General features: G+C 52.6%; 20 protein-coding genes. 18 read left to right on the forward strand and 2 right to left on the reverse strand.

Going from position 1 to position 24,640, the window contains the following annotated elements; translation table 11 throughout:
* Positions 1-46 precede the first annotated feature (46 nt).
* The 5 genes from LY264_RS04295 to LY264_RS04315 all read left to right on the forward strand — a co-directional run bounded on the left by LY264_RS04295 (position 47) and on the right by LY264_RS04315 (position 5,976).
* Positions 47-1,678, forward strand: coding sequence for a site-specific integrase (locus LY264_RS04295; protein WP_071692622.1), 1,632 nt, complete (start codon positions 47-49; stop codon positions 1,676-1,678).
* The gene (locus tag LY264_RS04300) at positions 1,671-2,324 is read left to right on the forward strand and encodes a DUF4145 domain-containing protein (RefSeq protein ID WP_071692623.1); all 654 of its coding nucleotides are present in this window, start codon (positions 1,671-1,673) and stop codon (positions 2,322-2,324) included. The genes LY264_RS04295 and LY264_RS04300 overlap by 8 nt, the downstream gene beginning before the upstream one ends.
* Positions 2,325-3,298: 974 nt before the next feature.
* Positions 3,299-4,000 carry a Rha family transcriptional regulator gene (locus LY264_RS04305; RefSeq protein WP_060682233.1) on the forward strand — a complete coding sequence of 234 codons (702 nt, stop codon included), beginning with the start codon at positions 3,299-3,301 and terminating at the stop codon, positions 3,998-4,000.
* A 317-nt stretch (positions 4,001-4,317) separates the two neighbouring features.
* Positions 4,318-4,809, forward strand: coding sequence for a hypothetical protein (locus LY264_RS04310; RefSeq protein ID WP_071692624.1), 492 nt, complete (start codon positions 4,318-4,320; stop codon positions 4,807-4,809).
* Positions 4,810-4,893: 84 nt separating this feature from the next.
* Positions 4,894-5,976: a hypothetical protein gene (locus LY264_RS04315; RefSeq protein ID WP_240498935.1), complete on the forward strand. Its 1,083-nt coding sequence runs from the start codon at positions 4,894-4,896 to the stop codon at positions 5,974-5,976.
* A 477-nt stretch (positions 5,977-6,453) separates the two neighbouring features.
* Here the strand turns inward: LY264_RS04315 and LY264_RS04320 are convergent, their stop codons facing one another.
* A complete protein-coding gene (locus LY264_RS04320) occupies positions 6,454-6,990 on the reverse strand; it encodes a GNAT family N-acetyltransferase (RefSeq protein ID WP_048225440.1) in 537 nt (178 codons plus the stop codon).
* Positions 6,991-7,806: 816 nt separating this feature from the next.
* On the opposite strand from LY264_RS04320, the gene pgaA reads away from it, so the two are divergent.
* The 6 genes from pgaA (at position 7,807) to LY264_RS04350 (ending at position 14,731) form a co-directional block, all read left to right on the forward strand.
* A complete protein-coding gene (gene pgaA, locus LY264_RS04325; RefSeq protein WP_048225437.1) occupies positions 7,807-10,269 on the forward strand; it encodes a poly-beta-1,6 N-acetyl-D-glucosamine export porin PgaA in 2,463 nt (820 codons plus the stop codon).
* Between the two features lie 9 nt (positions 10,270-10,278).
* Positions 10,279-12,300: a poly-beta-1,6-N-acetyl-D-glucosamine N-deacetylase PgaB gene (gene pgaB / locus LY264_RS04330; protein ID WP_032944882.1), complete on the forward strand. Its 2,022-nt coding sequence runs from the start codon at positions 10,279-10,281 to the stop codon at positions 12,298-12,300.
* Positions 12,297-13,631 carry a poly-beta-1,6-N-acetyl-D-glucosamine synthase gene (gene pgaC, locus LY264_RS04335; protein ID WP_032937441.1) on the forward strand — a complete coding sequence of 445 codons (1,335 nt, stop codon included), beginning with the start codon at positions 12,297-12,299 and terminating at the stop codon, positions 13,629-13,631. The genes pgaB and pgaC overlap by 4 nt, the downstream gene beginning before the upstream one ends.
* A complete protein-coding gene (gene pgaD, locus LY264_RS04340) occupies positions 13,628-14,134 on the forward strand; it encodes a poly-beta-1,6-N-acetyl-D-glucosamine biosynthesis protein PgaD (protein ID WP_003825542.1) in 507 nt (168 codons plus the stop codon). The genes pgaC and pgaD overlap by 4 nt, the downstream gene beginning before the upstream one ends.
* 82 nt (positions 14,135-14,216) lie before the next feature.
* Positions 14,217-14,447 carry a 4Fe-4S mono-cluster protein YjdI gene (gene yjdI / locus LY264_RS04345; protein ID WP_047413384.1) on the forward strand — a complete coding sequence of 77 codons (231 nt, stop codon included), beginning with the start codon at positions 14,217-14,219 and terminating at the stop codon, positions 14,445-14,447.
* A gap of 11 nt (positions 14,448-14,458) precedes the next feature.
* Positions 14,459-14,731 (forward strand): GNAT family N-acetyltransferase, encoded by a 273-nt coding sequence (locus LY264_RS04350; RefSeq protein WP_016157396.1) that lies wholly within the window; start codon positions 14,459-14,461, stop codon positions 14,729-14,731.
* 41 nt (positions 14,732-14,772) lie between these two features.
* Here LY264_RS04350 and LY264_RS04355 read toward each other — a convergent pair whose 3' ends face one another.
* A complete protein-coding gene (locus LY264_RS04355) occupies positions 14,773-15,702 on the reverse strand; it encodes a LysR substrate-binding domain-containing protein (RefSeq protein ID WP_003825551.1) in 930 nt (309 codons plus the stop codon).
* Positions 15,703-16,092: 390 nt separating this feature from the next.
* On the opposite strand from LY264_RS04355, the gene LY264_RS04360 reads away from it, so the two are divergent.
* The 7 genes from LY264_RS04360 (at position 16,093) to LY264_RS04390 (ending at position 24,596) form a co-directional block, all read left to right on the forward strand.
* Complete coding sequence (locus LY264_RS04360; RefSeq protein ID WP_048225430.1) at positions 16,093-16,698, forward strand: ankyrin repeat domain-containing protein; 606 nt, start codon at positions 16,093-16,095, stop codon at positions 16,696-16,698.
* 126 nt (positions 16,699-16,824) lie between these two features.
* Positions 16,825-17,613, forward strand: coding sequence for an oxamate carbamoyltransferase subunit AllH family protein (locus tag LY264_RS04365; protein WP_048225427.1), 789 nt, complete (start codon positions 16,825-16,827; stop codon positions 17,611-17,613).
* Positions 17,591-19,138: an acyl-CoA synthetase FdrA gene (gene fdrA / locus LY264_RS04370; protein ID WP_048225424.1), complete on the forward strand. Its 1,548-nt coding sequence runs from the start codon at positions 17,591-17,593 to the stop codon at positions 19,136-19,138. Before LY264_RS04365 ends, fdrA begins: the two co-directional genes overlap by 23 nt.
* Positions 19,138-20,556 (forward strand): YlbE family protein, encoded by a 1,419-nt coding sequence (locus LY264_RS04375; protein ID WP_008785728.1) that lies wholly within the window; start codon positions 19,138-19,140, stop codon positions 20,554-20,556. Before fdrA ends, LY264_RS04375 begins: the two co-directional genes overlap by 1 nt.
* 117 nt (positions 20,557-20,673) lie before the next feature.
* On the forward strand, positions 20,674-22,224 hold the full coding sequence (locus LY264_RS04380) for a xanthine permease (RefSeq protein ID WP_071692626.1): 1,551 nt from the start codon (positions 20,674-20,676) through the stop codon (positions 22,222-22,224).
* A 26-nt stretch (positions 22,225-22,250) separates the two neighbouring features.
* Positions 22,251-23,201 (forward strand): carbamate kinase family protein, encoded by a 951-nt coding sequence (locus LY264_RS04385; protein ID WP_008785727.1) that lies wholly within the window; start codon positions 22,251-22,253, stop codon positions 23,199-23,201.
* Between the two features lie 12 nt (positions 23,202-23,213).
* Entirely contained in the window at positions 23,214-24,596 is a 1,383-nt protein-coding gene (locus LY264_RS04390) for an amidohydrolase family protein (RefSeq protein WP_048225421.1), read from the forward strand.
* The last annotated feature ends 44 nt before the right edge of the window (positions 24,597-24,640 follow it).

The following is a 24,640-nucleotide window of genomic DNA, read 5'->3' on the forward strand; positions in this document are numbered from 1 at the left end:
GTGACTAACTTTGTTGACGTAGTGAGCAGACCTAAGGTCTCAGTACATGCTCAACTCAAGAACCTACCTTTATCAGCGTAACGGTGTCTTTTACATCCGTCTTAGGATGAAGACCACTGGTCGCCTGACCGCTTCGCTTCCTTCTCACAACCGTTATAAACTAGCGTCAGTATCACTACGGACTAAGGATAGACGCACCGCTATGGCTCACTCACGGCACATCAAGTCAGCACTTAAAGCAATCCATGCAGACAACCCTAACGCCTCTTATGAGGAGCTACGGGAGCACCTAAAGACTATTGTCGAGTGGGAACTTAGTGTCAGCCGTGATGACCTGAACGACCCTGAATCCTACCAGCTCTACGTTGACCAGTACGATGACATCAAGTCCAACCTTCGGGAAGCTGTAGCGACTGAGCGCCTGACTGTAGACCAGCATCGCTATATCAATGACGTTATCGGTGTGCTTAAAGCGTGTCAGGATAGACTCAAGGGCGATAGCTCTGGCCTGTTGTCTTACCTTGAGCCTGAGACTGGCAGTCTAAGACCGTCCGTCTCCCTATCTGTATTGGCAGAACCTGAAGTCCCTGAACCTCTCGTGACTCTGGAACGAGTAACTAAAGCACTGACCCTCGCGTCTCTCATTGAGCAGTACGAGCAGGAGAACGCCCAGAACTGGAAGCCAGCGACCCTAAGCGAGAACCGAGCGTCTCACTCTACGTTAATCGAGATATTCGACTATCTGAATATTCAGGATGTCAGCAAGGCGACCCGTTCAGATATGCTCAGGGTCCGTGAGGTCCTCCAGCAGATACCGAAGAACCGCAAGCAACGCTTTAAGGATATGCCGCTGTCTGACCTGCTGAACCGAGAGTCTAAGACTGACTGTCTTGATGTCGTTACCATCAACAATAAATATCTTATCAAGATGGCTGCTGTGTTTAAGTGGGCGGTACGCAACGACCTGATAGCTAAGAACCTGACTGAAGGTCTTGAGCTGAAAGTCCCGCAGCGTAAAGCTTCCGACGCTCGTGATGCGTTTAGTCCTGAGCAGGTAGGGCAACTGCTGGTCGCCGCTAAAGCGTACTCTCAGAAGACCTCAGGTAAGCCATACCATTATTACGTCACCGCTCTGGCTGCGATTACAGGTGCAAGACTTAACGAGGTGGCCCAACTTCAGGTCAAAGACGTCAGGACCACTGAGGCCGGGACCGTGTATATCCATATCAACGAAGACGATAGCAGCCTGCCGGGTAAGAGTATCAAGAACGCCCATAGTGACCGCTGTGTCCCGCTGGTCGATGGTGCTTATGGTTTTGTATTGGCTGACTTTATGTCACTCGTAGAAGACCGTAGAAAGACTGAGGGTGATAATGCTATGGTATTCGATGGCCTCAAGCTGATGAAGAACGGCTACGGTGAGCAGGTGAGCAAATGGTTTAACCGAACGTTGCTACCTAAAGTCCTCACTGACCGTAGCGGCTTGGCGTTTCACTCGTTTAGACATACAGTTGCGACCCAGTTAAAACAACATGGGGTCGAGTTAGCGTATGCTCAGGCGATTATGGGTCATAGCTCAGGGTCTATAACTTACGACCGTTACGCGAAAGAGGTCGAGGTAGATAGACTGGTTAATGTGATGGCGGGTGTTTATAAGGAGACTGGAGTAAATGGCTGAGTATTATCCGGCGGTGTTCGGCAGTAATGCGTTTAACTGTCCATATTGTGGTGCTTATTCCCAGCAGCGTTGGGTGCGATTAAAATATGGTAATAATGGGTGTTACGATTCACCTTTCGCTTTTTCTAAATGTGAGCGGTGTGATAAGAAAGCTTACTGGTACGACGAAACAATGATGATACCAGCTTCAGCAAACATCGAAATGCCGAATCCAGACATGCCGGATGACTGCAAGTCCGACTACATGGAAGCCAGAAGCATCATTAATCTGTCTCCTAAAGGTGCTGCTGCACTTCTACGCTTATGTCTTCAGAAATTAATGGTCCATCTCAAAGAGCCGGGTGACAACATCAATGCTGATATTCGGTCCCTCGTTAAGAAAGGACTCCCTGTCCGTATCCAGCAGGCCGCAGACATTTGCCGAATCGTGGGTAATCAGGCAGTCCATCCGGGAGAGATTAACCTTGATGATGACCCGAAGTTGGCCCATGCCCTATTTAAGCTACTGAACATTATTGTCGATGACCAAATCACGAGACCGAGAGAGCTTGATGATATGTTCAAGAGTATGCCTGAGGGTCCACGCCAAGGTATTGAGAATCAGGATAAGAAGGCGAGGGAACAGCAGCAGGCCGCTAACGAGTAAGACTGGTCGGTCAGATTGAATATACCCTCACTATAGGGACTGGACCCTTAGTTATCACTATAGGGAGAGACCCTAAGTCCCCAGCTTAATAATAGTCACCGACCCACACATTCATATAGTCTCAGGCTTCCGGTAGCGGACCGATTGGAAACCATCCGCAGATGCCTAGTGTTAAATCACCTTGGCCTGAGACCATTCTCCTTTAACGTAGGTTATCTTCCCTTTTGACAGGCGGGGAGCAGAAGACCACATCCGACATTAAGTTGGCTCTGTGATAATCGCTGCGCGGGTAATTGAAGAACCAAGACATCATTGCTGAGGTCTGCCATCCATTGTGGACAGGCGGAAACTCAAAGAGGTTAGACCAGTGGTGGTGTCTGAGGTTGGACTTTGAGTCCTGACCAGCAGGCTGGAGGAGACCATGAGTTTATCTTGTTATGGATTGTGTTATCACAATTCCAATAAAGAGAACTTTAAGTCCAGCCTCCAGTCCTGTCAGCCCGAAGTAAACTATGGTCGCTATGATGTGGTCTCCATGCTTCGGGTCTAACTGGAGGTCAGATTATGGCCTTATCAGTTAGCAAATCTTATACCCTCGCTATAGGGAATGGACCCTTAGCTATCACTATAGGGACCATACATTCCGCCTCTGGTCTTGATGCGTCAAGTTATGCGGAAGCTCTCCCGACATTAAGTCTTTCTCCATACCAAGGCTAGCAAGACAGCCTGTGTCAGACTCCCAGCCCGTTAGCGTTCTCGTGTCTTCATTATGACTTGGGTCTATCGCCGCTCACCATCTGGACGCCGGACATGCTGTCTTGCACCTTTATCACTACTGGTCATCGCAGACCACATCACAATTACCTCAAGTCATTCTGTTTGCGTCCTGTTGCCTGCTGGTCTCCCTTTACGTGGGGGCTTGAGTAGGTCAGTGGGGTGCGACTTCAGGGTGCAAACAAAAGGAGTACACGTAAATGTCCCAACAAGAAATCAGCATCATTAACCTCGACCAGCTTGTGTCCATGACCTCAGTTGAAATTGCGGAGCTGACAGGCAAGGAGCACCGAAATGTCCTGCGCGATATTCGCAATATGGCTGAGGAGCTTAACGCGCTCAAAACTGAGCTGGTTGGCGAGGAAGTATACAAGGACGCTAAAGGCGAGAGCCGGGTAATGTACCGTCTCGACCGTAAGCATACTTTTATTCTGGTCGCTGGCTATTCCGTTCACCTCCGCGCCAAGTGTTACGACCATATTCAGACGTTAGAGCGTCGAGTCCTTCAACTGGAAGACCAGAAGAAGCGAGCAGCCATTCAGTCTGCTAACCGTCGAGGCGTGACTTGGGGTGACTACTGCAAAACCTATGGTCTACCTGCTCAGAAGCTAATGACCGCACTTCTTCAGCATCGTGGTCTCTTTCGTAAGAATCCAATCAGTAACGAGTGGTCTGTAAATCCAAAGTATTCCGACTGCTTCCGTATCATTAAGCCGTCAGACCAGAAGTTCTCAGCAGGTGGTTATAACTTTCGCTTCAACGCTAAGGGATTGGAGGTCTTCGGTAAGCCTGCGATAGTCGATAAACTGCGAGGCATCCTTATTGCCTTCACTGGCACCGACCAGCAGAAGCAAGAGCATCTCCTGAAGCAGGCCCAATCCGGCAAGCTGGAGGGACTCTAAGATGATTGACCCGCGCACACCTGAGGGCCGCATGACTCTCCGTTACCGTGGCTACCGGACTGAAGTCCTCCTCAGAGAGCTTGGTCTAGACCCGAAAGATGAGACCCGCCAGCACCAATCACGAGACGAGCTGATAGCGCAACTGGTCGCTATGAAACTGTCGCTAGCTTGCTAGCTGTCGTCAGCACACCGTTAGTAGCTTGCCTACTCACCACCCTAATTTAAACCTTTTGAGATGACCGATGCGGGGAGACGCCGCAGGACTAAACACGCCTGTGGTCGACCGATAGTCTCAACTCTCAAGAGGAGTAATTACTATGTTATTCAATAACCAAGACTGGAAACTGTCAGTCACCGACATCAATCTCTACGAGAATACTGTGAGTCTGGACGGTCAGTCCTATCCGCTGTCCCTCGCTATCAAGACCCTCATTCCGGGCTACCTATCAGGCCTGCCGTCTACCAGCCGCGAGTCTATGGAGTTACTGGAAGCTCTGGCTGAAGCTGGTGTAGCTATTGGCAACTTCTTCAGTAATGACCTGATGACCGCCTACCAACGCCGCCAGATGAACAAACGAGCTGAGGCTGAGCGTATCGCTAAAGAGCAGCGGCTTCAGGCTGAGCGTATGCGTGAAGAGAACATGACCGATGCAGAGTGGCAGAAAGAGCTACAGCGCCGCGAACAGGTCAAAGCTGAACGCCGGACCTATGGTGAGAGCCTCCGCAGTGCTACCCATTCCGCTGGTCGCTCCCGTGCCGCTATTGTCGCTGACCTTGAGTCAGGCGCTAACTGGATGGACAGCTTATAAGACACACAGTCCCTGACCCGATGTTAGGGACTCCTCAGTTTTGAGGACTCACATTATTTAAACTAATTTAGGAGATTAATTATCATGACTATGACAACCACTACTAATGGCGTTTCCGTACAGGTTAACAATGAGCAGGTTTACACACAGTCTCGTGCAGGTGCCGCGAAGCCTTCGCTGAATGGTGTCCTTCAAGACGCTTTCCAGTTTGGCATTGAGCCTGTTCGTATCACCGATACCGACAACCTCCAGATTAACGAAGGTCTGCCGACTAACGCTGACCCACAGGTTTATGCCCTTGAACTGGCTAAGCTGGTGAAAACGATGCTGAACGGTGTACTTAAAGACGCTCAGGAGAACATCCCGTTCCCGGTAGAGCTGCTGCCGACCCGTAATAGCTTACCGACTCCTATCATTGCTCACACGCTGGCTGACCGCTCTGTGGTCGTTCCTGTCCGTGGCGGTAAGGCTCCCGCTGTAGTCACTGCTGCCGCTGGTAGCGAGATTACCGTTGAACCAATTGAAAAAGCTATCCTCGTAAGCCATCAGGCTAAGCTGTGGGACGCTAAGTCCTCTACTGGTTTCACTGTTGGTACGCTCCAGCAAGACGCCCTGAACATCTGCGAGAATGTGGTCCGTACAATCAATGCTAAAATGGTCGATGTATTACTGACCTCCAGGCTGCTGAAGACGGTAGATTACCCGGAGCTGACCGGGAGTCTCCTGCCTAAGGCTGAGGCTATCGTAGACGCTTTGTTTGAGAGCACCGAGTCCGCTTATGGCTCTGAGGTGTCCAGCTATGGCATCCTTGCCCATGAATCCCACGTGTCCGCGCTCTCCCGTCTGGCTATGAAGAACGGCTTTGGCGGTGAGGATGCAGTAAAGGACATGCTGGGGACAGACATCGCCTACTATAACGGGACTGACCGTGGCCTATTCATGTTGGCGAAGCACTTCACCTGTCTGTCCTTTGGCTGTCTGCGTCACGATGGCGAACATATCACTGTGGTTCTTTCCCGTGATGGCAACTCCCAGTCCCATGACCTTGAGATTCTCGGTAAGGTATTCGTGGTCGCTGAGGCTGCTACGGCTGTTAAGATGAAGACTGGTATTGCTACCGCTGTTCTGCCTGTGGTCAAGTGCCTGAGCTTTACTAAGACAAGCTAACTAACAATAACCACTATTGGTCAGACTACCCTAACTAGGTGTCTGGCCTTTATTTAATGTTATGTTATTACATTTCAATTGTTAGGAGGAGGGCCAAATGGACCTATACAAAGTCTATCTCGTGGTCTTCCTGCTGAAGCTGGCTCTGGTAGTCGTGCTGATGGTCTGGCCCAAAGACTGATACTGATGGTTTTTTGACTGAAAAATGTGAGAGACCATCTAATATAATAAGCCTGACGATTTACCCCATAGCCCGACCCTCAGTCAGACCAAAGGGCCGGGTAGTCAGTGACTGTGTTCTATTCCTTTTGTGGGAATATTACGTGCTTCAAGTCTTGACCGTCAGCCTCTCGATGTGTAACCATCACTGTAACCACTGGATTCATCAGTCTTTAAGAAACAAGAGGTTAGCTAGTTGTCCTCGGCTCCCTTCGCCCGCTCCAAAAATTCTCTCCCTGTAGTTAATCCTTAAAAACGTTAGATAGCGACACCGGAATCCGGTGGTAGCGTGCCGTTACCTTCACCCAGATTACGTTGTAGCAATACCGTGTCGAGCCATAGCCCATGTTTGAAGCCAATGTTTTTCAGTGTGCCGATTTGCGTAAATCCGGCCTGCTGATGGACTTTTAACGATCCCTGATTATTGCTGTCGCCGACGATGGCAATCAGTTGCCGATAACCCTGTGCTTCAGCCCAGCCAATCACATGACGCAGTAAGGCTTTTCCTAAACCCTGACGCTGAGCCGTTGGAGCAATATAAATCGAATCCTCAAGGGTATAGCGGTAGGCATAGCGCTCGCGGTAGCGGGTGAGGTAGCAATACCCGATGACCTTATCTTCCTGCAGAGCGACGACCCACGGCAGCCCGAGGCTGCGGATTTTTTCCAGACGAGCAAGCATCTCGTGTGCATCCGGCGGGTCGGTTTCAAAGCTGCCGGTACCGTGAAGAACATGATGTGCATAGATATCGCGTATGGCGAGGATGTGCTTTTCTTCTGCGTTAACGATTTTCATTGACCGGCTCCCATTGGCGTCTTTGCCCAGATTACCTGAAAGTCTGAGGGGAAGGTAAGTGCAAAAAATTATGCTTCTATCAGTTGCTTGTAATGCAAATAGGCTTGCATATTGTAAGGGGAAATAATTGATTGTGGTTGATATTGTCAATAGTACGCAAGGTTGGTAAATATATTAACAGGTAGAGTAATACACAATTATTCACGCACGTATTTGATTGAGTTTCCAAATACCAATTATGGTAGGTTTCGAAAAATGATAAATAAAGTTGTTTGATTTCAACGCATTGTTACTGTATCTAATTCTTCTTGCGCCTGTACCCTTATTTTCATTTCATTGGCCCTGTTTGAGCCCTAAAAATTAAGTTATATTTTGTTGCTAGCAGAGAGCCTATTATCAGATTTTTCTCTATTCACCTCTCAAAATAGTTACCATGCAAACAGTTGCGCGGTGTAGCTATGCTAACCAGCAATAGTAAGCATCGTCACATGATGTCACCGGGCAAACTTTGTTTAAATCCAGAATTCAATCCCAAGAGTATTAGGATTATTTAGTCTAAAATACTTTTTTGCCTAAGACTTTTCTTATTGCGTAGCCACGAACTACATGGAGTGATAAAATTCCCGAGTTTATGCCTCCTGTCCAACGATTAGAGGACGCGGTGCGGGTAGTCAATAAGACGAAAGAATTAATTGCTTCATAACCCTATTACGAAATAAGCGGCAGTGCATCTTACATGGTCGGCAACTGTCAGGGATTGACCGTAAATTATTGAAAACGCTTATTTTTACTCTGATGTAAGATATAAGGGCAGATATGTTCAGTATGCGTCGACATGCCAACTTCATTAAACGTTTTAAGTCTGTAAGCTGTTTATTTACGGCAAGCATTCTTTTCCCTATGCAAATCTCTGCTGCGGTATCAGATTATGATGCTTTGGTTATTGAAGCGCGGGGGGGGAATAGTGCGCCACTATTGCGCTACCTTGAGGATCAGGGAAAGAAAAGTGCGCTAACGCCAAATCAGGTTGCCGACTGGCTGCAAGTTTCTGGTTGGGTTGATAACAACGATAAAACAACCATTCAAATCTGGCAGCGGTATCGTGGGCAGATGGATGTGCCTGCGCGCGGCAAAGTCGCCGCTGCACGTGCGTACCGTAACCAGAAAAACTGGAATGATTCATTGGCGGTGTGGGAAAGCGTTTTACAGGAAGAGCCTGATAACGTGGATGTACGCACCGGCTGGATAATGACGTTGGCGGATGCGCGCTACAACCAACAAGCCCTTACTGAAGCGAATAAATGGGCGCAGGCGCATCCGGGCGCAGACTCCGACGCACTGCTTGCCTACGTATATCATTCTCAGGGGAAAAACTGGGATGCACTGTTGGTTGCCAGCCAGGCGGATGATGTTGATCCAGGCAACAAAAATGCAAAATCCACGCTGCTATCTGCGCTGTCGGCGAACCGCGTTTCCGGACCCGCTTTAAATATTGCGGAGGTCGTTCCCACTGCTGATCCAGTGAAGCGCCGTCTTGAGCTTGATGCGGCGGCTGAAATGGTACGCTCCTCCTATACGTCCGCACGTAATGAAGAAGAACGGTTTATCGTGGCCGATAAAGCGCTGGCCCGTTATGACCAGTTGCTGGCGGCCTGGAAAGATGAGCCGTCTGCGCAGAATGATGTCCGTCGGGCGAGAATTGACCGTATGGGTGCCCTGTTGGTGCGTAAGCGTACTGCCGAAGTGATTGATGAGTATGAATCCCTTTCTGCAAGCGGCGAAGTACCAAACTATGCAAAACGCTGGGTGGCATCAGCATGGTTAAGCGAACGCCAGCCGGAAAAAACCGAAGCGATGCTGGCGAGCATCTACTACCCGAATGGACCTATCCCGGTGACGCCGCTCAGTCCTGAGGATCAACAAGATCTGTTCTACGCGCACATTGATAATGAAAACTTCGATGCTGCCAAAAAACAAGTCGATGATTTGATCAAAGAGAGTCCGTATCTGCGGCGTATCTATGGCTCGCCAACGCCGCAGCCTAACGATAACTGGCTGCTCGGACAGTCGCTACTGACGCAATATCATATCGCTGCCAATGAACTGCCAGAGGCAGAAAAGCTCGCAGAGCATCTGGCACGAACAGGCTCTGGTAACCAGGGATTGCGCATTTCCTATGCCTCTGTGCTTGAAGCGCGTGGATTGCCGCATGCGGCGGAGAAAGAGCTTAAGCTGGCGGAAGTCATTGAGCCAAGCAACCTGGAGCTGGAACGTCAGCAGGCTTACGTTGCGCTGGATCTCCAGGAGTGGAAACAGGCAGATGAACTGACGGATGACGTTATTGCCCGTAGCCCGGATGATGAAGCGACGCTGCGCCTCGCGCGTATTCGTGATGTCCACAAAATGTCGGAAGTGCGCATTAGCGGTACGCAAGGGATCTCGTCCGATAGCCCGGTCAGCGGTAAGAATGACTTCAACATCAACACGGCTATTTACAGTCCGCCGATTAATGACAACTGGCGACTGTTTACCGGATTCAACTTTGCTACTGGTGAATTTGAGGAAGGGAAGGGCATCAGCCGCGATCTGGCGGCGGGGGCAGAATGGACTTCCCGTGATTACTGGGCGGAAATGGAAGTGTCTGGCCGAAATTATGGCGATGGTCAGAAGATTGGCGGGCGTCTATCCGGCTGGCATGACTTCAATGACAACTGGCGCGTTGGTGGTTCGGCCGAGCGCCTCTCTCGCAATACCCCGTTGCGCGCGCTGCGTAGTGGCGTGTATGCCAACGGCGGCGATATGTTTGTTCGCTGGTATCAAAACGAACGACGTGAATATCAACTGTCGTTTGCCGCATCACATTTCTCGGACGGTAACGATCGCATCGAATACGGACTCAGCGGAAAAGAGCGCATGTGGACCACGCCGCGCTTCACGCTGGACTTTACACCGGGTATCGGCGGGAGCACCAACACCAAAGAAAATGTTCCGTATTACAACCCGAAGAGTGATTTTTCGGTTGTCCCAGGCCTGAGCGCAGAGCAGGTTCTTTACCGCCACTATGATACCGTCTGGACGCAGCAAGGTCTGGCTGGCGTAGGTGGCTACTGGCAGCAAGGTGAAGATGCAGGCGCTATCGTCCAGGTGGGATACGGCCAACGGCTTAAATGGAACAACGTCGTAGACGGCGGGGTGATGCTGATTTGGGATAAACGCCCCTATGACGGTAAACGTGAGCGGAATATCTCCCTCGCTTTCGATTTAAATGTCAGGTTTTAAGGATTGTTCATGCTGAAAAGATGCCTGTGGCTTAGCGCATTAATCGCTGGCTGGTTGATGATTACCGCGTGCAGCAGCGCGCACAATACAACGCCTCGCTATGTTCCTCCCGCAGAGAGAACGCCGCTGACGGCGGATCATCCGTGGCCGAAAAATAGCTTTCTGGTGCTCGGCTACCATGATGTGGAGGATGGTGCAGCCGACCAGCGCTACCTCTCTGTGCGTACCAGCGCGTTGAGCGACCAAATGGCCTGGCTGCGTGATAATGGCTATCAGCCGATCAGCGTGCAGCAAATTCTGGACGCCCATGACGGTAAAATTGTACTGCCGGAAAAAGCGGTACTGCTCACCTTTGACGATGGATATAGCAGTTTTTATACCCGCGTCTGGCCGCTACTAAAAGCCTACAACTGGCCTGCGCTCTGGGCGCCAGTAGGCAGTTGGGTTGATGCGCCAGCCAACAAAAAAGTCGATTTTGGCGGCTTAATGACCGCGCGAGATAAATTCGCCACCTGGAAAATGGTCGAAGAAATGGGCAAGTCGCCGTTGGTGGAAGTCGGTGCGCACACCTGGAACTCGCACTTTGGCGCTGAGGCCAACCCGCAGGGGAGTAAAGAGCCCGCTGTGGCGAACCGCCTGTATGATAAGAAAACCGGCACTTACGAAACGGACGAACAGTACACGCGACGTATAAACACGGATATCTCTCTGATCACTAACAAGATCAAAGCGGTGACCGGCAAATCGCCGCGCGCGTGGGTATGGCCTTACGGCGCAGCCAACGGTACAACGTTAAACCTGGCCAAAGAGCATGGCTATAAGATGGCCTTTACGCTTAATGAAGGGTTGGCGAATGCCGCGTTTCTCGATGATATTCCGCGCGTGCTGATCTCTGATAACCCATCCCTTAAGCGCTTTGCCAGTCAGGTCGCTCAGGTCCGTGAACCACAGACGATGCGCGTGATGCATGTCGATCTGGATTACGTGTATGACAAAGACCCTGCTCAGCAGAAGCGAAATATCGATAAGCTGATCCAGCGCGTTTATGACATGCGTATTTCCCATGTCTTCCTGCAGGCGTACGCCGATCCGCAGGGCGACGGGAATATTCGTGAGGTCTATTTCCCCAACCGCTGGCTGCCGATGCGTGCCGATCTGTTTAACTATATCTCCTGGCAGTTACAAACGCGGGCCGGTGTGACGGTGTATGCCTGGATGCCGGTTCTGGCTTTCGATCTCGACGCGTCCATTCCACGCGTAACCGCATGGGATCCGAAAACGGGACGCACTGCTATCAATCATGAGAACTATGTTCGTCTCTCGCCCTGGGACAGCGAAGCGCGCAAACGCATCACTGAAATCTATGAAGACCTGGCGAAGCACGCCAGCTTCAAAGGTATTTTGTTCCATGACGATGCTTTCCTGACGGATTTTGAAGATGCGTCACCGGAGGCGTTAGCCGCCTACCGTGCCGCAGGGCTTCCGGGCAGTATCGAGCAAATACGTAATAATCCTCAGGCGTTCGAGCGCTGGACTCGCCTGAAAAGTAAGATGCTGATTGACTTCACCAAACAACTGACCCGGACGGTGCGTAATATTCGCGGTCCACAGGTGCAAACTGCGCGCAATATATACGCCATGCCGGTACTGGAGCCTGAAAGTGAAGCCTGGTTTGCACAAAACCTGAATGATTTCCTCAATACCTATGACTGGACGGCGCCGATGGCGATGCCATTCATGGAACAGATCCCGGCCAATGATGCCAACGCATGGCTTGACCGACTGGTGAATGCCGTTGCACAAACCCCTGGGGCGCTGGATAAAACCGTGTTTGAACTGCAGGCACGAGACTGGCGTAAATCCGGGGATCAGGCTGAAATCAGCGGAAAACAAATAGCCGAATGGATGCGCCAGCTGAAATTAAGCGGTGCAGGTAACTACGGCTATTACCCGGATGATTTCATCAGCGACAAACCTGAGATGTCAGAGATTCGCTCGACGTTCTCCTCATACTGGTATCCGCAAAAATGACCGATCGCATTATTGCTTTCCTGATACTTTGTCTGATGTTCAGCCTGCCGTTTGGCGTGGCTGTCATCTTTACGGGTGAAGTGATGTTGAACTTCGTCTTCTTCTGGCCATTGTTCATGTCTGCTTTGTGGATAAGCGGCGGGGTCTATTTCTGGTTTTACCGTGAACGTCACTGGAAATGGGGAGATGACACGCCACCACCGACCCTGCAGGGGAATCCACTGGTTTCCATTCTGATCCCCTGTTTTAACGAAGGGATCAACGCGCGTGAAACCATTGAGGCAGCACTGGCACAGCGATATAAGAATATCGAAGTGATCGCCATTAACGATGGTTCGACGGATGACACTCACGATGTGCTGGAACAACTGGCAGTGGAATACCCCAGCCTGCGGGTGATTCATCTGGCTGAAAACCAGGGTAAAGCGCTGGCGCTCAAGACCGGTGCAGCCGCTGCGCGCAGTGATTACCTGGTGTGCATTGATGGCGATGCGTTACTGGATCGTGATGCCGTTGCCTATATTGTGGCTCCGCTGATCCAGTTCCCGCGCGTTGGTGCAGTGACGGGGAACCCGCGTATTCGAACCCGCTCTACGTTAATCGGTCGTGTGCAGGTCGGTGAGTTCTCTTCCATTATCGGCTTAATTAAGCGTACTCAGCGAGTCTATGGGCAGATCTTTACCGTTTCCGGCGTAGTTGCGGCGTTTCGTCGTCGCGCGTTGGCCGAGGTCGGTTACTGGAGCCCGGACATGATCACCGAAGATATCGATATCAGCTGGAAGCTGCAATTGCGCCACTGGTCGGTATTCTTTGAGCCGCGCGCGCTGTGCTGGATCCTGATGCCTGAAACATTAAAAGGGCTATGGAAGCAGCGTTTGCGCTGGGCGCAGGGTGGTGCAGAGGTGTTTATCGTTAACATGCGTCGTCTGTGGTCGTGGGAGTTCCGTCGCATGTGGCCGCTGTTTCTTGAGTTCTGTTTTTCTACCGCCTGGTCGTTTGCCTATGCGATCAGTATCGTGCTGTTCCTGTTAGGACTGATGATCCCGATGCCGGACTCGCTGTATGTACAGCATCTTTTCCCGCCAGCCTTTACCGGGCTTATCCTCGGCGTGGTGTGCTTGCTGCAGTTTGCGGTGAGCCTGATGATTGAACGACGCTATGAAAAAGGCATTGGCGCCTCGTTGTTCTGGATTATCTGGTTCCCGGTGGTGTACTGGATGCTAAGCCTGTTCACCACGCTGGTCGCGTTCCCGAAAGTGATGCTCAAACGCAAACGTGGCAGAGCGCGTTGGGTGAGTCCTGACCGCGGTATTGGGAGGATCGAATCATGAACCAGCCACTGATCTTCACGGAGCGGCGTTTGCTGCCGCGCATCATCGATGTGTTGTTGACGGCCATCGCCTGGGTTGGATTTATCTATTTGATCTATAAAGGGCTGATCACAGCCCTGGCGCATTCACCGTATATGGGGGTGCGGCCCTTTTTCACCACGCTGGATACGGTCACGTTTTATATCCTTGTTGCCCTGGTCAACGGCCTGGTGCTGATTGGCTGGGCGAAGTACAACCAGTTTCGTTTTCGGGTGGAACGCCGCAGTCGCAGACCCGGGCTTGAGGATCATGAGCTGGCAGAAAGTTTGCGTATTACCCGGGAGCTGGTTACGGAACTGAACAAGGCGAGGGTGTTGACGGTCCACCATCATGAGAATGGCGAAATCAGTCATATCGATGTGGACAGGGATATTGCCGATAACCGCCTCCCACCGCCGACGCCTGCGATGCTGGAGTATTTGCCGCCAGAGCCGCAGCCGTCGATACAGAAAAAGCCTGAATGATATTTCTGCTTTCAGCAGCTTCCTTCAGCCTCGCATAGGTCTATGATTAGACCCAGACAATAAAAAAAAGCGAGGCAATGTCGTGGATAAGGAACTATTGGATGCAGGTTACCGGGCCTATACCGGCGAGAAGATTGACGTCTACTTCAACACGGCGATATGTCAGCATTCGGGCAATTGCGTGCGGGGAAGCGCGAAGCTGTTTAACCTGAAACGTAAACCGTGGATCATTCCGGATGAGGTGGATGTTGCCACGGTCATCAAGGTCATCGATACCTGTCCGAGCGGTGCGCTGAAATATCGCCAAAAATGAGTGAGGGAAGCATGGAAATTCTTGCAGGCCATAACAAGTTTTATGTCAATGATGCTGAGGGCAACCAGGTTGCCGAGATTGTTTTCGTGCCGACGGGCGAGCATCTGAGCATCATTGAACATACCGATGTCGATCCCAGCCTGAAAGGTCAGGGTGTCGGCAAACTGCTGGTGGCGAAGGTGGTAGAGAAGATGCGCGCCGAAAACCGCAAAGTTATTCCGCTGTGCCCGTTTGCTAAACATGAATTTGATAAAACTCGCGAGTACGACGATATCCGCGCCTGATTATCTTATGTGCACCGGAAGGTAAACAGCCATCCGGTGCATCACGCCCGATGCAGCAAATCCTGATAAATCCCCGTCAGTATCCCTTGTGGGCCAAACTCTTTTTTAATCCACTGAGTGACACGACCAGTTGCCGAATGCTGGGTTGCCAACAGCATTCGTGAATCCTGACGCGGATTGTGGATCTGCCGCGTCACCAGCAACGACTTTTCCATCGCCTCACGCACCATATAGTCTGGCAGAAAACCGATGCCCTCCCCCAGGATCTGGCACTGGCACTTGGTATTAAAATCGGGAACCAGAATCGACTCCTGCCCGTGTAACAGCCAGCCGACCTTTTTGTTGATGGTGTGTGCGGTGTCTTCCACCATGATGTTCGGGTACAGACGCAGCTGGCTCTCAGAAATGGGTTCAGGCATAAACGCCAGCGGATGATCCGGGGCAATCGCAAACGACCAACGGATCGCGCCGATCTCGGTGTAATCAATTCCGCCGCCGTCCAGTAACGTATCGGGCGCGCCAATGGCAATATTGGCGAGGTTGTTGATGATGGAATCCCAGACGCCGTTATACACCTCGGTGGTGACGGTTATCTGGCAGGTTGGAAACTGTTTCTTCAGTACTTGCAGCAGCCGCGCCGTATGTTGAGGGGTATACAACAGCTGGTTAATGCAGATGCGTACCCGGGCTTCAATTCCCTGAGCGATGGTATCAATGCTGCGCTTGATGGCGTGGAAATCATTGAGCAGGTCGGTCGCCTTGCGAAACAGGTAGCGCCCGGACTCGGTCAGCTCAATGCTACGAGTACTGCGGGTAAACAGCACCACGTCGAGACCCATTTCCATGCGCTTGATGGTGTAACTAATTGCCGATGTGGTTAAGCCAAGCTCCTCCGCCGCCTTGCTGAAACTGCTATAGCGGGCAGCCATCGTAAATGCCAGTAGGTTTTCCTCGGTAAATATTGAATTCATCTTTCTCCCCTCCGGCGACAATGCGCATCTGCAACACGATGATTGTTGAATGTATTTGTAATCCTTATACAGAGCAATCAGTTTTGAACAGAATTTAACACTAGTTTTACATTTGATTTGAAGGCAATCACACTTCTGTATTTTAATTGCAGGCCGCTATCCGTGCAGCATACCGCCCGATTTCCCGGACTACTGATTAATGGCTAAAAGGGCCCCAGCTATAAGGGAAAGATTGCACTACAGCACGTTTTGTTCTCATTGTTAAAATTGATTCAATAATCGATGCGCTAACGATGAATGAAATTTAAGCGGATGTTATTCTCTGCACTCTGTTGCTATTCTCAGGTTATTGAATATTTAAAAAGTCTAAAAAACTGCAGGAGAGCGATTATGTCAGAGAAAGAACTCATTACTGAATTTCTGCTGGCGGCAGAACAGGGCAATGCCGATGGATTAAAATCCTGTCTGGCAAAAAATGTGGATATTAATGCCACTAACCGCCAGGGGCGTACTGCCATTATTATTGCCAGCCTGAATAAACATTATGACTGTGTTTCTTTATTGATTGCTGAGGGGGCCGATATTAATAAACAAGATCAAACTTGTTTTAACCCCTTCCTGATTAGCTGCCTGACGGATGATTTAACGCTGTTGCGTACGGTATTACCGGCTAACCCCGACCTCAATTGCCTGAGCCGTTTTGGCGGCGTCGGTATTACGCCAGCCAGCGAAAAAGGCCATGTCGAGATCGTGCGTGAGCTGCTGCTGCGTACCGATATCAATGTCAACCATACTAATTTTGTTGGCTGGACGCCGCTCCTGGAAGCCATTGTGCTGAATGACGGCGGTGCGAAGCAGCAGGAGATCGTTAAGCTGCTGCTCGACCATGGCGCAAACCCGCACATGACGGATAAATACGGTAAAACCCCGCTGGAACTGGCGCGAGAGAAAGGGTACCACGAAATTGCCGAGCTGCTGATTGCGGCCGGAGCCTGACACAGGAGCGCCATTATCGCTACGCCATCACGGCGATGCGTACGGGCGCTAACCGCAGACAGCGCGTTTCTCACTTTCCGGGGAACGGGACGGGTTGAACAGGTTTTTTCCCACGCGGTAAACCTGTTGATACCCGAACAGCAGCGGCTGCTGACGTTACTGAGTGAAGATTGTGATAACGCACCTAACAGCTGTCGGTTGGCGCTGACGCATTGTGAAGACCTGTTTCACCCCGGTGAGCGGGTCAATTTTAGCGGGTCGGGAATAGTTGTTGGCAATGATAAATGGATAGAAACCGCCGGTTGCCAGCTGTGGCGAATACCACGGTGGACATCTGATGCAGCAAGCCTTGCCGCAGTCGGCTGGCAGTATTGGGAAGAGGTTATCCGCCAACAGCTAAGAAGCGACGACACATTATTTCTGTACCGGGGTGACAATCCGTTTTATCAGGAAATCACCCGTCAATTACTCAACCGCCGACAAACATTACTGATGGCGTTGCGTACAGGAGAAAATATTACTACGGCGGTCAGCCATTTAATTGGTTTGGGGATAGGGCTGACGCCCTCATCGGATGATTATTTAGTAGGCTTAAGCACTATTTTATTTATTCCCGGACATCCGCTGAGGAAATATCGAGATGATTTTTTAGCAGCATTGCAACGTGCAGGAAATAATACAACGCTACTTAGCAAAATAACGCTAGAGGAAGCATTTAATCAGCGTTATCGGGAAAGCGTCGTGCGGCTGCTGCAACATATTATTACTGAGCAACAACCCGTTTCTACGCAATATATTACTGACATTAAAAATATCGGCTCAAGTTCTGGCTGCGACATGCTGTATGGCATGGCGGACGCCTGCGCCCTGAGCCACAGGTCCGGAGGGAATTATGTCGATCAGGATAGTTGTTAAAAAGAACACGTATTTTGATTCTGTCTCACTGATGTCTATCTCCACGCGCGCAAATAAGCTCGATGGCGTTGAGCAGGCGTTTGTGGCTATGGCGACAGAGATGAATAAGGGTGTGCTGAAGAATCTCGGCCTGCTGACGCCTGAGCTGGAAGAGGCGAAAAGTGGCGATCTGATGATTGTCATTAAAGGCGCCAGCGAGGCGGCGAACGACCAGACGCTGATGGCGATTGACGATCTGTTTACGCATAAAGAGCAGGGTGGCCAGCATGAATCGCGCTATGCCACGCTTGCCAGCGCGAAGAAGCATGTTCCTGAGAGCAATCTGGCGGTGATCTCGGTCAATGGCCTGTTTGCCGCGCGTGAAGCGCGCCAGGCGCTGCAAAATAACCTCAATGTGATGCTGTTCTCTGACAACGTCTCTCTTGAGGACGAGCTGGCGCTTAAGCAGCTGGCGCATGAAAAAGGACTGTTGATGATGGGGCCAGATTGCGGAACCGCCATCATTAACGGCGCGGCGCTGTGTTTTGGCAACGCGGTGCGTCGCGGCAACATCGGAATTATTGGTGCCTCCGGTACCGGTAGCCAGGAGCTGAGCGTACGCATTCACGAGTTTGGCGGCGGAATTTCCCAGTTGATTGGCACAGGTGGACGCGATCTGAGTGAAAAGATTGGCGGCCTGATGATGCTTGACGCGATTGGCATGCTGGAGGCCGATCCGCAAACTGAGATCATCGCACTTATCTCCAAACCGCCTGCGCCAGCGGTGGTGCGCAAGGTGCTGGAACGTGCGCGCGCCTGTCATAAGCCCGTGGTGGTGTGTTTCCTCGGACGTGAAGCCGCGCCTGCGGATGAAAAAGGCCTACAGTTTGCCCGCGGTACTAAAGAGGCGGCGTTGAAAGCGGTACTGCTGACCGGCGTGAAAAAAGAGAGTCTGGATCTACATCCGCTCAACTGGCCGCTGATTGAAGAGGTTCGCGCCCGTCTGACTCCACAGCAAAAGTACATCCGTGGCTTGTTCTGCGGCGGCACGTTGTGCGATGAGGCGATGTTTGCTGCCATGGAAAAACATGCCGAAGTTTACAGCAACATTCATCCGGATCCGGCGTTCCGCCTGAAAGATCTCAACCGCAGCGTGGCGCATACCTTCCTCGATTTCGGTGATGACGATTTTACCAATGGCAAACCGCACCCGATGATCGATCCCACCAACCGCATTAGTCGTCTGTTACAGGAAGCGCGCGATCCTGAAGTTGGCGTGATCGTGATGGACTTCGTCCTTGGATTTGGATCGCATGAAGATCCGGTTGGCGTGATGCTCGATGCGATCGTTGAAGCCAAAGCGATCGCCGTCGCAGACGGTCGTCCGCTTGAGATCCTCGGCTATGTGCTGGGAACCGATCTTGATACGCCGTCGCTGGAAAAACAGTGTCAGATGCTGACCGACGCCGGGGTTATCTGGGCGAGCAGTAGCACCAACACCGGATTGCTGGCGCGTGAATTTATCTGTAAAGGGGAGGAAGCCTGATGAGCCAGACACTGTTTAACCAGCCGCTGAACGTGATTAACGTTGGCATCGCAATGTTCAGCGATGACCTGAAAAAGCAGAACGTACCGGTGACCCAGCTCGACTGGACGCCGCCGGGCCAGGGCAACATGCAGGTGGTAGCGGCACTGGATGACATTGCCGATTCACCGTTGGCAGACAAAATCGCGGCCGCTAACCAGCAGGCGCTGGAACGCATTATCCAGTCGCATCCGGTGCTGATTGGCTATGACCAGGCGATCAACGTCGTGCCGGGCATGACCCGTAACACCATCCTGCACGCCGGGCCGCCAATCCGCTGGGAAAAAATGTGCGGCGCAATGAAGGGGGCGGTAACCGGGGCGCTGGTCTTTGAAGGGCTGGCGAAAGATCTGGATGAAGCCGCCGAACTGGCCGCCTCGGGTGAAATCATCTTCTCTCCGTGCCACGAGCATGACTGTGTCGGCTCGATGGCGGGCGTGACGTCGGCATCGATGTTTATGCACATCGTCGAGAACAAAACCTATGGCAACCGCGCATATACCAATATGAGCGAGCAGATGGCGAAGATCCTGCGTATGGGCGCGAACGATCAGAGCGTTATCGATCGTTTGAACTGGATGCGCGATGTGCTGGGACCGATGCTGCGCGATGCTATGAAGCTGGCGGGCGAAATCGATCTGCGCCTGATGCTGGCGCAGGCATTGCACATGGGTGATGAGTGCCATAACCGCAACAACGCCGGGACGGCGCTGCTGATTCAGGCGCTGACGCCGTGGATTATTCAGACCGGCTATCCGGTTGAGCAGCAACGTGAGGTGTTCGAGTTCGTCCTTAGTAGTGATTACTTCTCCGGACCGACCTGGATGGCGATGTGTAAAGCCGCAATGGACGCTGCACACGGTATTGAATACAGCACCGTGGTGACGACGATGGCGCGCAACGGCGTTGAGTTCGGTCTGCGCATTAGCGGCTTACCGGGCCAGTGGTTTACCGGTCCGGCGCAGCAGGTGATTGGGCCGATGTTTGCGGGCTACAAGCCGGAAGATTCCGGACGTGATATCGGCGATAGCGCGATAACAGAAACCTACGGCATTGGCGGTTTCGCGATGGCGACGGCACCGGCCATCGTAGCGCTGGTGGGCGGTACGGTCGAAGAGGCCGTTGATTTCTCTCGCCAGATGCGAGAAATCACTCTCGGCGAAAACCCCAACGTCACCATTCCACTGCTTGGTTTTATGGGCGTACCGACCGCTATTGATATTACGCGCGTAGGCAGCACCGGCATTCTGCCGGTGATCAACACCGCTATTGCGCACAAAGACGCGGGGATCGGCATGATCGGCGCCGGAATAGTTCACCCGCCGTTCGCCTGTTTTGAAAAGGCGATCCTCAACTGGCGCGACCGCTACTGCCAATAACAATAACCGGGGCTAACGCGGTTAGCCCCACAGTAGCGAAGCGAAAAACGTTGCTTACCTGCAGGGCTGGGCGATCTCCGCGATCGCAAACGATGCTTAACCTGTTAAGGATATTCCATGAACAGCATAAAACTAGAATGGAAACGTGGTGACTGGGCGGCTTACTTTGGGCTGATGACCAACAACCTGACTAACCTGCTGACAATGATGGGACTACTCATTTTTGTCGTCGGGATCCCTACCGAAATTGTCTATGGTCGCATTGCGCCTGCCTTTGGTCTGGCGGTGCTGGTGGCCAGCGTCTGCTACGCCTGGTTTGGCCTGCAGATGGCAAAGCACACCGGGCGTAACGACGTAACGGCGCTGCCGTCCGGACCGAGTGCACCGTCAATCTTCACCGTGACCTTCCTGGTGCTGATGCCGGTTTATCAGCAAACCAAAGATGCCAACTTCGCTATCCAGATAGCCCTGGTGTGGTGCTTTGTCGAAGCGTTGATCCTGGTCGGTGGCTCCTTCCTGGGCGAGACCATCCGCAAGATGATCCCGCGTACGGTACTGCTTTCTTGTCTGTCCGGCCTGGGGCTGTTGCTGCTGGCGATGAACCCGATGCTGCAGGCATTCGAAGCGCCGACGGTTTCTTTCATCGTCCTGTTGCTGATCTTCATTAACTGGTTCGGTAAGAAGCCGATTTTTGCCCGTATTCCTACCGGTTTACTGCTGCTGATTGCCGGTACGGCCCTGGCGTGGATCTCCGGTTTACAAAGCCAGGAAGCCATTAAAGCGTCGATGTCTTCCTTTGGCTTCAACCCGCCGGAAATTCATGTCGACAGCTTCCTGCAAGGTTTGCCGCACGCACTGCCGTATCTGGCTTCTGCTGTTCCTCTGGGCCTGGCGAACTACATTTTTGACCTTGAGAACATTGAAAGTGCGCACGCGGCGGGGGATGAGTACAACACCCGTAAGGTCATGATGGCGAACGGCTTTGCCTCCATGCTCGGCTGCATGCTGGGTAACCCGTTCCCGGTGACCGTATATGTTGGGCATGCGGGCTGGAAAGCGATGGGGGCCAGCATCGGCTATACCCTCGCTTCAGGCATCACCATGTTCCTGGTGCCGCTGTTTGGGCTGGGCGCGTTTATGCTCGCCATTATTCCGATGACCGCGATAGTGCCAATTCTGGTGTTTATCGGCGTGGTGACCGCCAACCAGGTGGTGCGAGAAACGCCCAAAGTCGAGGTTCCCGTTATCTTCATCTGTCTGTTCCCGTGGATCGCCAACTGGGCATTGACCATCGTCAACAGCGTGATGGGTGCCGCCGGAACTTCCGCGGGGAAACTGGGTAGCGACTTGCTGCACAGCAAAGGTGTCTATTACGACGGACTGGTGCATCTGGGAAGCGGCGCGCCGTTGGCCAGCATGCTGTGGGGCTGCGTCGCTATCTTCGCCATTATGAACAAGCCGCTGCGCGGCGCGATTGCCGCAGCCTTTGGCGCGCTGTTATCGCTGTTTGGCGTGATCCACTCTCCGGCGGTTGGCTTTGCGGAAGGCAGCTCGATGATGTTTGTTGTGGCCTACCTGATGATGAGCGGCATGTTTGTCCTCAAGCATGTTCTTGATAGCCGTGAAGCGGTGACTGCGCCTGAGCAGGAACCGACGAAAACGACCTGAATTGCCTGCAAGCGGAAGATAACACTATGAAAGAACTTGTGGTCGTTGCCATTGGCGGCAACAGCATTATCAAAGATAACGCCAGCCAGTCGATTGAACACCAGGCTGAAGCGGTGAAAGCGGTAGCGGATACGGTGCTGGAGATGCTGGCATCGGACTACAACATTGTGCTGACGCACGGTAACGGGCCACAGGTAGGGCTGGATCTGCGGCGTGCGGAAATCGCGCACGAGCGTGAAGGGCTGCCGCTTACCCCGCTGGCAAACTGCGTTGCCGATACGCAGGGCGGTATCGGTTATCTGATCCAACAGGCGCTGAATAACCGTCTGGCGCGGCGCGGTGAGCAGAGGGCAGTTACGGTGGTCACGCAGGTGGAGGTCGACAAAAACGATCCGGGCTTCGCTAATCCGACCAAGCCCATTGGCGCGTTCTTTAGCGAAGTGCAGCGTGATGAACTGCAGCGGGTCAATCCGGGCTGGCGCTTTGTTGAGGATTCGGGGCGCGGCTACCGTCGGGTAGTCGCCTCTCCACAACCGAAGCGCATTGTCGAGGCGGAGGCGATCAAAACGCTGACCCAGCAAGGCTTTGTGGTTATTGGCGCGGGCGGCGGCGGGATCCCGGTGGTGCGTAGCGATCAAGGGGATTACCAGAGCGTGGACGCGGTGATTGATAAAGATCTCTCCACGGCGCTACTGGCGCAGGAGATCCGCGCCGACATTTTGGTGATCACCACCGGCGTCGAGCAAGTCTGTATTCATTTTGGCAAACCCAACCAGCAGGCGCTGGATACGGTGGATGTCGCAACGATGACCCGTTACATGCAGGAGGGACATTTCCCGCCTGGCAGCATGTTACCCAAGATCGTTGCCAGCCTGGCGTTTCTGGAGCGTGGCGGTAAACGAGTGATCATCACCACGCCGGAATGCCTGCCTGCCGCACTGCGCGGCGAAACGGGCACCCATATTGTCCATTCCTGAGAGGAGACGTGAATGAAGGAAAGTAACAGCCGCCGTGAATTTTTAAGCCAGAGCGGAAAAATGGTGACCGCTGCCGCGCTGTTTGGCGCGGTCGCTCCGGTCGCGTATGCTGCTAATCCTGTCGGGAACACCTGCGGGTCGAAGAGCACAATGACGATTAACGATAAACACTATTACCTGGATAACGTCCTGCTGGAAGCGGGCTTTGATTACGAAAACTCGGTGGTGGTGCACACCCGTACCGCGCTGCAAACCGTTGAAATCCAGGACGGAAAAATCGTTGCGCTGCGCGAGAATAAGCAGCATCCGGATGCGACGCTGCCCCACTATGATGCGGGTGGAAAGCTGATGCTGCCCGCCATGCGCGACATGCACATCCATCTGGATAAAACCTTTTACGGCGGTCCCTGGCGTTCGCTGAACCGTCCGGCTGGCACCACTATTCAGGATATGATCCGCCTGGAACAAAAGCTGCTGCCTGAACTCCAGCCTTATACGCAGGAGCGCGCAGAAAAGCTGATCGATCTGCTGCAATCAAAAGGCACCTCGATCGCCCGCAGCCACTGCAACATAGAACCGGTTTCCGGGCTGAAAAATCTCGAAAACCTGCAGGCGGTACTGGCGCGTCGTCAGTCGGGTTTTGCCTGTGAAATCGTGGCATTTCCGCAGCATGGCCTGCTGTTATCAAAATCTGAACCGCTGATGCGTGAAGCGATGCAGGCGGGAGCGCATTACGTCGGCGGTCTGGACCCAACCAGCGTCGATGGGGCGATGGAAAAATCTCTCGACACCATGTTCCAGATTGCGCTGGATTACGATAAAGGCGTGGATATCCATTTGCATGAAACCAGCCCGGCGGGCATGGCGGCGGTGAATTACATGGTGGAAACGGTGGAGAAAACGCCGCAATTAAAGGGCAAATTGACCATCAGCCACGCGTTTGCGCTGGCAACGCTGAACGAACAGCAGGTGGATGCGCTGGCGAGCCGCATGGCGGCACAGCAGATTACCATTGCCTCGACGGTGCCGATCGGCACCTTGCACATGCCGCTCAAGCAGTTGCGCGATAAAGGCGTGGAAGTGATTACCGGAACCGACAGCGTAATTGATCACTGGTCGCCGTACGGGCTGGGCGACATGCTGGAAAAGGCAAATCTGTACGCGCAGCTCTATATTCGCCCCAACGAACTCAACCTGTCGCGGGCGTTGTTCCTCGCCACCGGCGATGTGTTGCCGCTTAACGATAAAGGTGAGCGCGTCTGGCCGAAAGCGCAGGATGAAGCCAGCTTTGTGCTGGTGGATGCCTCCTGTTCGGCAGAAGCGGTCGCGCGAATTTCCCCACGCACCGCGACCTTCCATAAAGGGCAACTGGTGTGGGGGAATGTCGCAAGCTAGTCTGGTTTTTCGCGCAGCGGCAAGCGCTGCTGCGCTCTCTTAGC

Origin of the sequence: Citrobacter portucalensis (genome assembly GCF_023374935.1) — a bacterium.
In the GTDB taxonomy this organism is placed as follows: Bacteria; Pseudomonadota; Gammaproteobacteria; order Enterobacterales; family Enterobacteriaceae; genus Citrobacter; species Citrobacter portucalensis.

What these genes read in the sequence shown, in the direction of transcription:
- LY264_RS04295 (WP_071692622.1), top strand. Translation starts at nt 47, where the DNA reads ATGCTCAACTCAAGAACCTACCTTTATCAGCGTAACGGTGTCTTTTAC.
- LY264_RS04300 (WP_071692623.1), top strand. Translation starts at nt 1,671, where the DNA reads ATGGCTGAGTATTATCCGGCGGTGTTCGGCAGTAATGCGTTTAACTGT.
- LY264_RS04305 (WP_060682233.1), top strand. Translation starts at nt 3,299, where the DNA reads ATGTCCCAACAAGAAATCAGCATCATTAACCTCGACCAGCTTGTGTCC.
- LY264_RS04310 (WP_071692624.1), top strand. Translation starts at nt 4,318, where the DNA reads ATGTTATTCAATAACCAAGACTGGAAACTGTCAGTCACCGACATCAAT.
- LY264_RS04315 (WP_240498935.1), top strand. Translation starts at nt 4,894, where the DNA reads ATGACTATGACAACCACTACTAATGGCGTTTCCGTACAGGTTAACAAT.
- LY264_RS04320 (WP_048225440.1), bottom strand. Translation starts at nt 6,990, where the DNA reads ATGAAAATCGTTAACGCAGAAGAAAAGCACATCCTCGCCATACGCGAT.
- pgaA (WP_048225437.1), top strand. Translation starts at nt 7,807, where the DNA reads ATGTTCAGTATGCGTCGACATGCCAACTTCATTAAACGTTTTAAGTCT.
- pgaB (WP_032944882.1), top strand. Translation starts at nt 10,279, where the DNA reads ATGCTGAAAAGATGCCTGTGGCTTAGCGCATTAATCGCTGGCTGGTTG.
- pgaC (WP_032937441.1), top strand. Translation starts at nt 12,297, where the DNA reads ATGACCGATCGCATTATTGCTTTCCTGATACTTTGTCTGATGTTCAGC.
- pgaD (WP_003825542.1), top strand. Translation starts at nt 13,628, where the DNA reads ATGAACCAGCCACTGATCTTCACGGAGCGGCGTTTGCTGCCGCGCATC.
- LY264_RS04350 (WP_016157396.1), top strand. Translation starts at nt 14,459, where the DNA reads ATGGAAATTCTTGCAGGCCATAACAAGTTTTATGTCAATGATGCTGAG.
- LY264_RS04355 (WP_003825551.1), bottom strand. Translation starts at nt 15,702, where the DNA reads ATGAATTCAATATTTACCGAGGAAAACCTACTGGCATTTACGATGGCT.
- LY264_RS04360 (WP_048225430.1), top strand. Translation starts at nt 16,093, where the DNA reads ATGTCAGAGAAAGAACTCATTACTGAATTTCTGCTGGCGGCAGAACAG.
- fdrA (WP_048225424.1), top strand. Translation starts at nt 17,591, where the DNA reads ATGTCGATCAGGATAGTTGTTAAAAAGAACACGTATTTTGATTCTGTC.
- LY264_RS04375 (WP_008785728.1), top strand. Translation starts at nt 19,138, where the DNA reads ATGAGCCAGACACTGTTTAACCAGCCGCTGAACGTGATTAACGTTGGC.
- LY264_RS04380 (WP_071692626.1), top strand. Translation starts at nt 20,674, where the DNA reads ATGAACAGCATAAAACTAGAATGGAAACGTGGTGACTGGGCGGCTTAC.
- LY264_RS04385 (WP_008785727.1), top strand. Translation starts at nt 22,251, where the DNA reads ATGAAAGAACTTGTGGTCGTTGCCATTGGCGGCAACAGCATTATCAAA.
- LY264_RS04390 (WP_048225421.1), top strand. Translation starts at nt 23,214, where the DNA reads ATGAAGGAAAGTAACAGCCGCCGTGAATTTTTAAGCCAGAGCGGAAAA.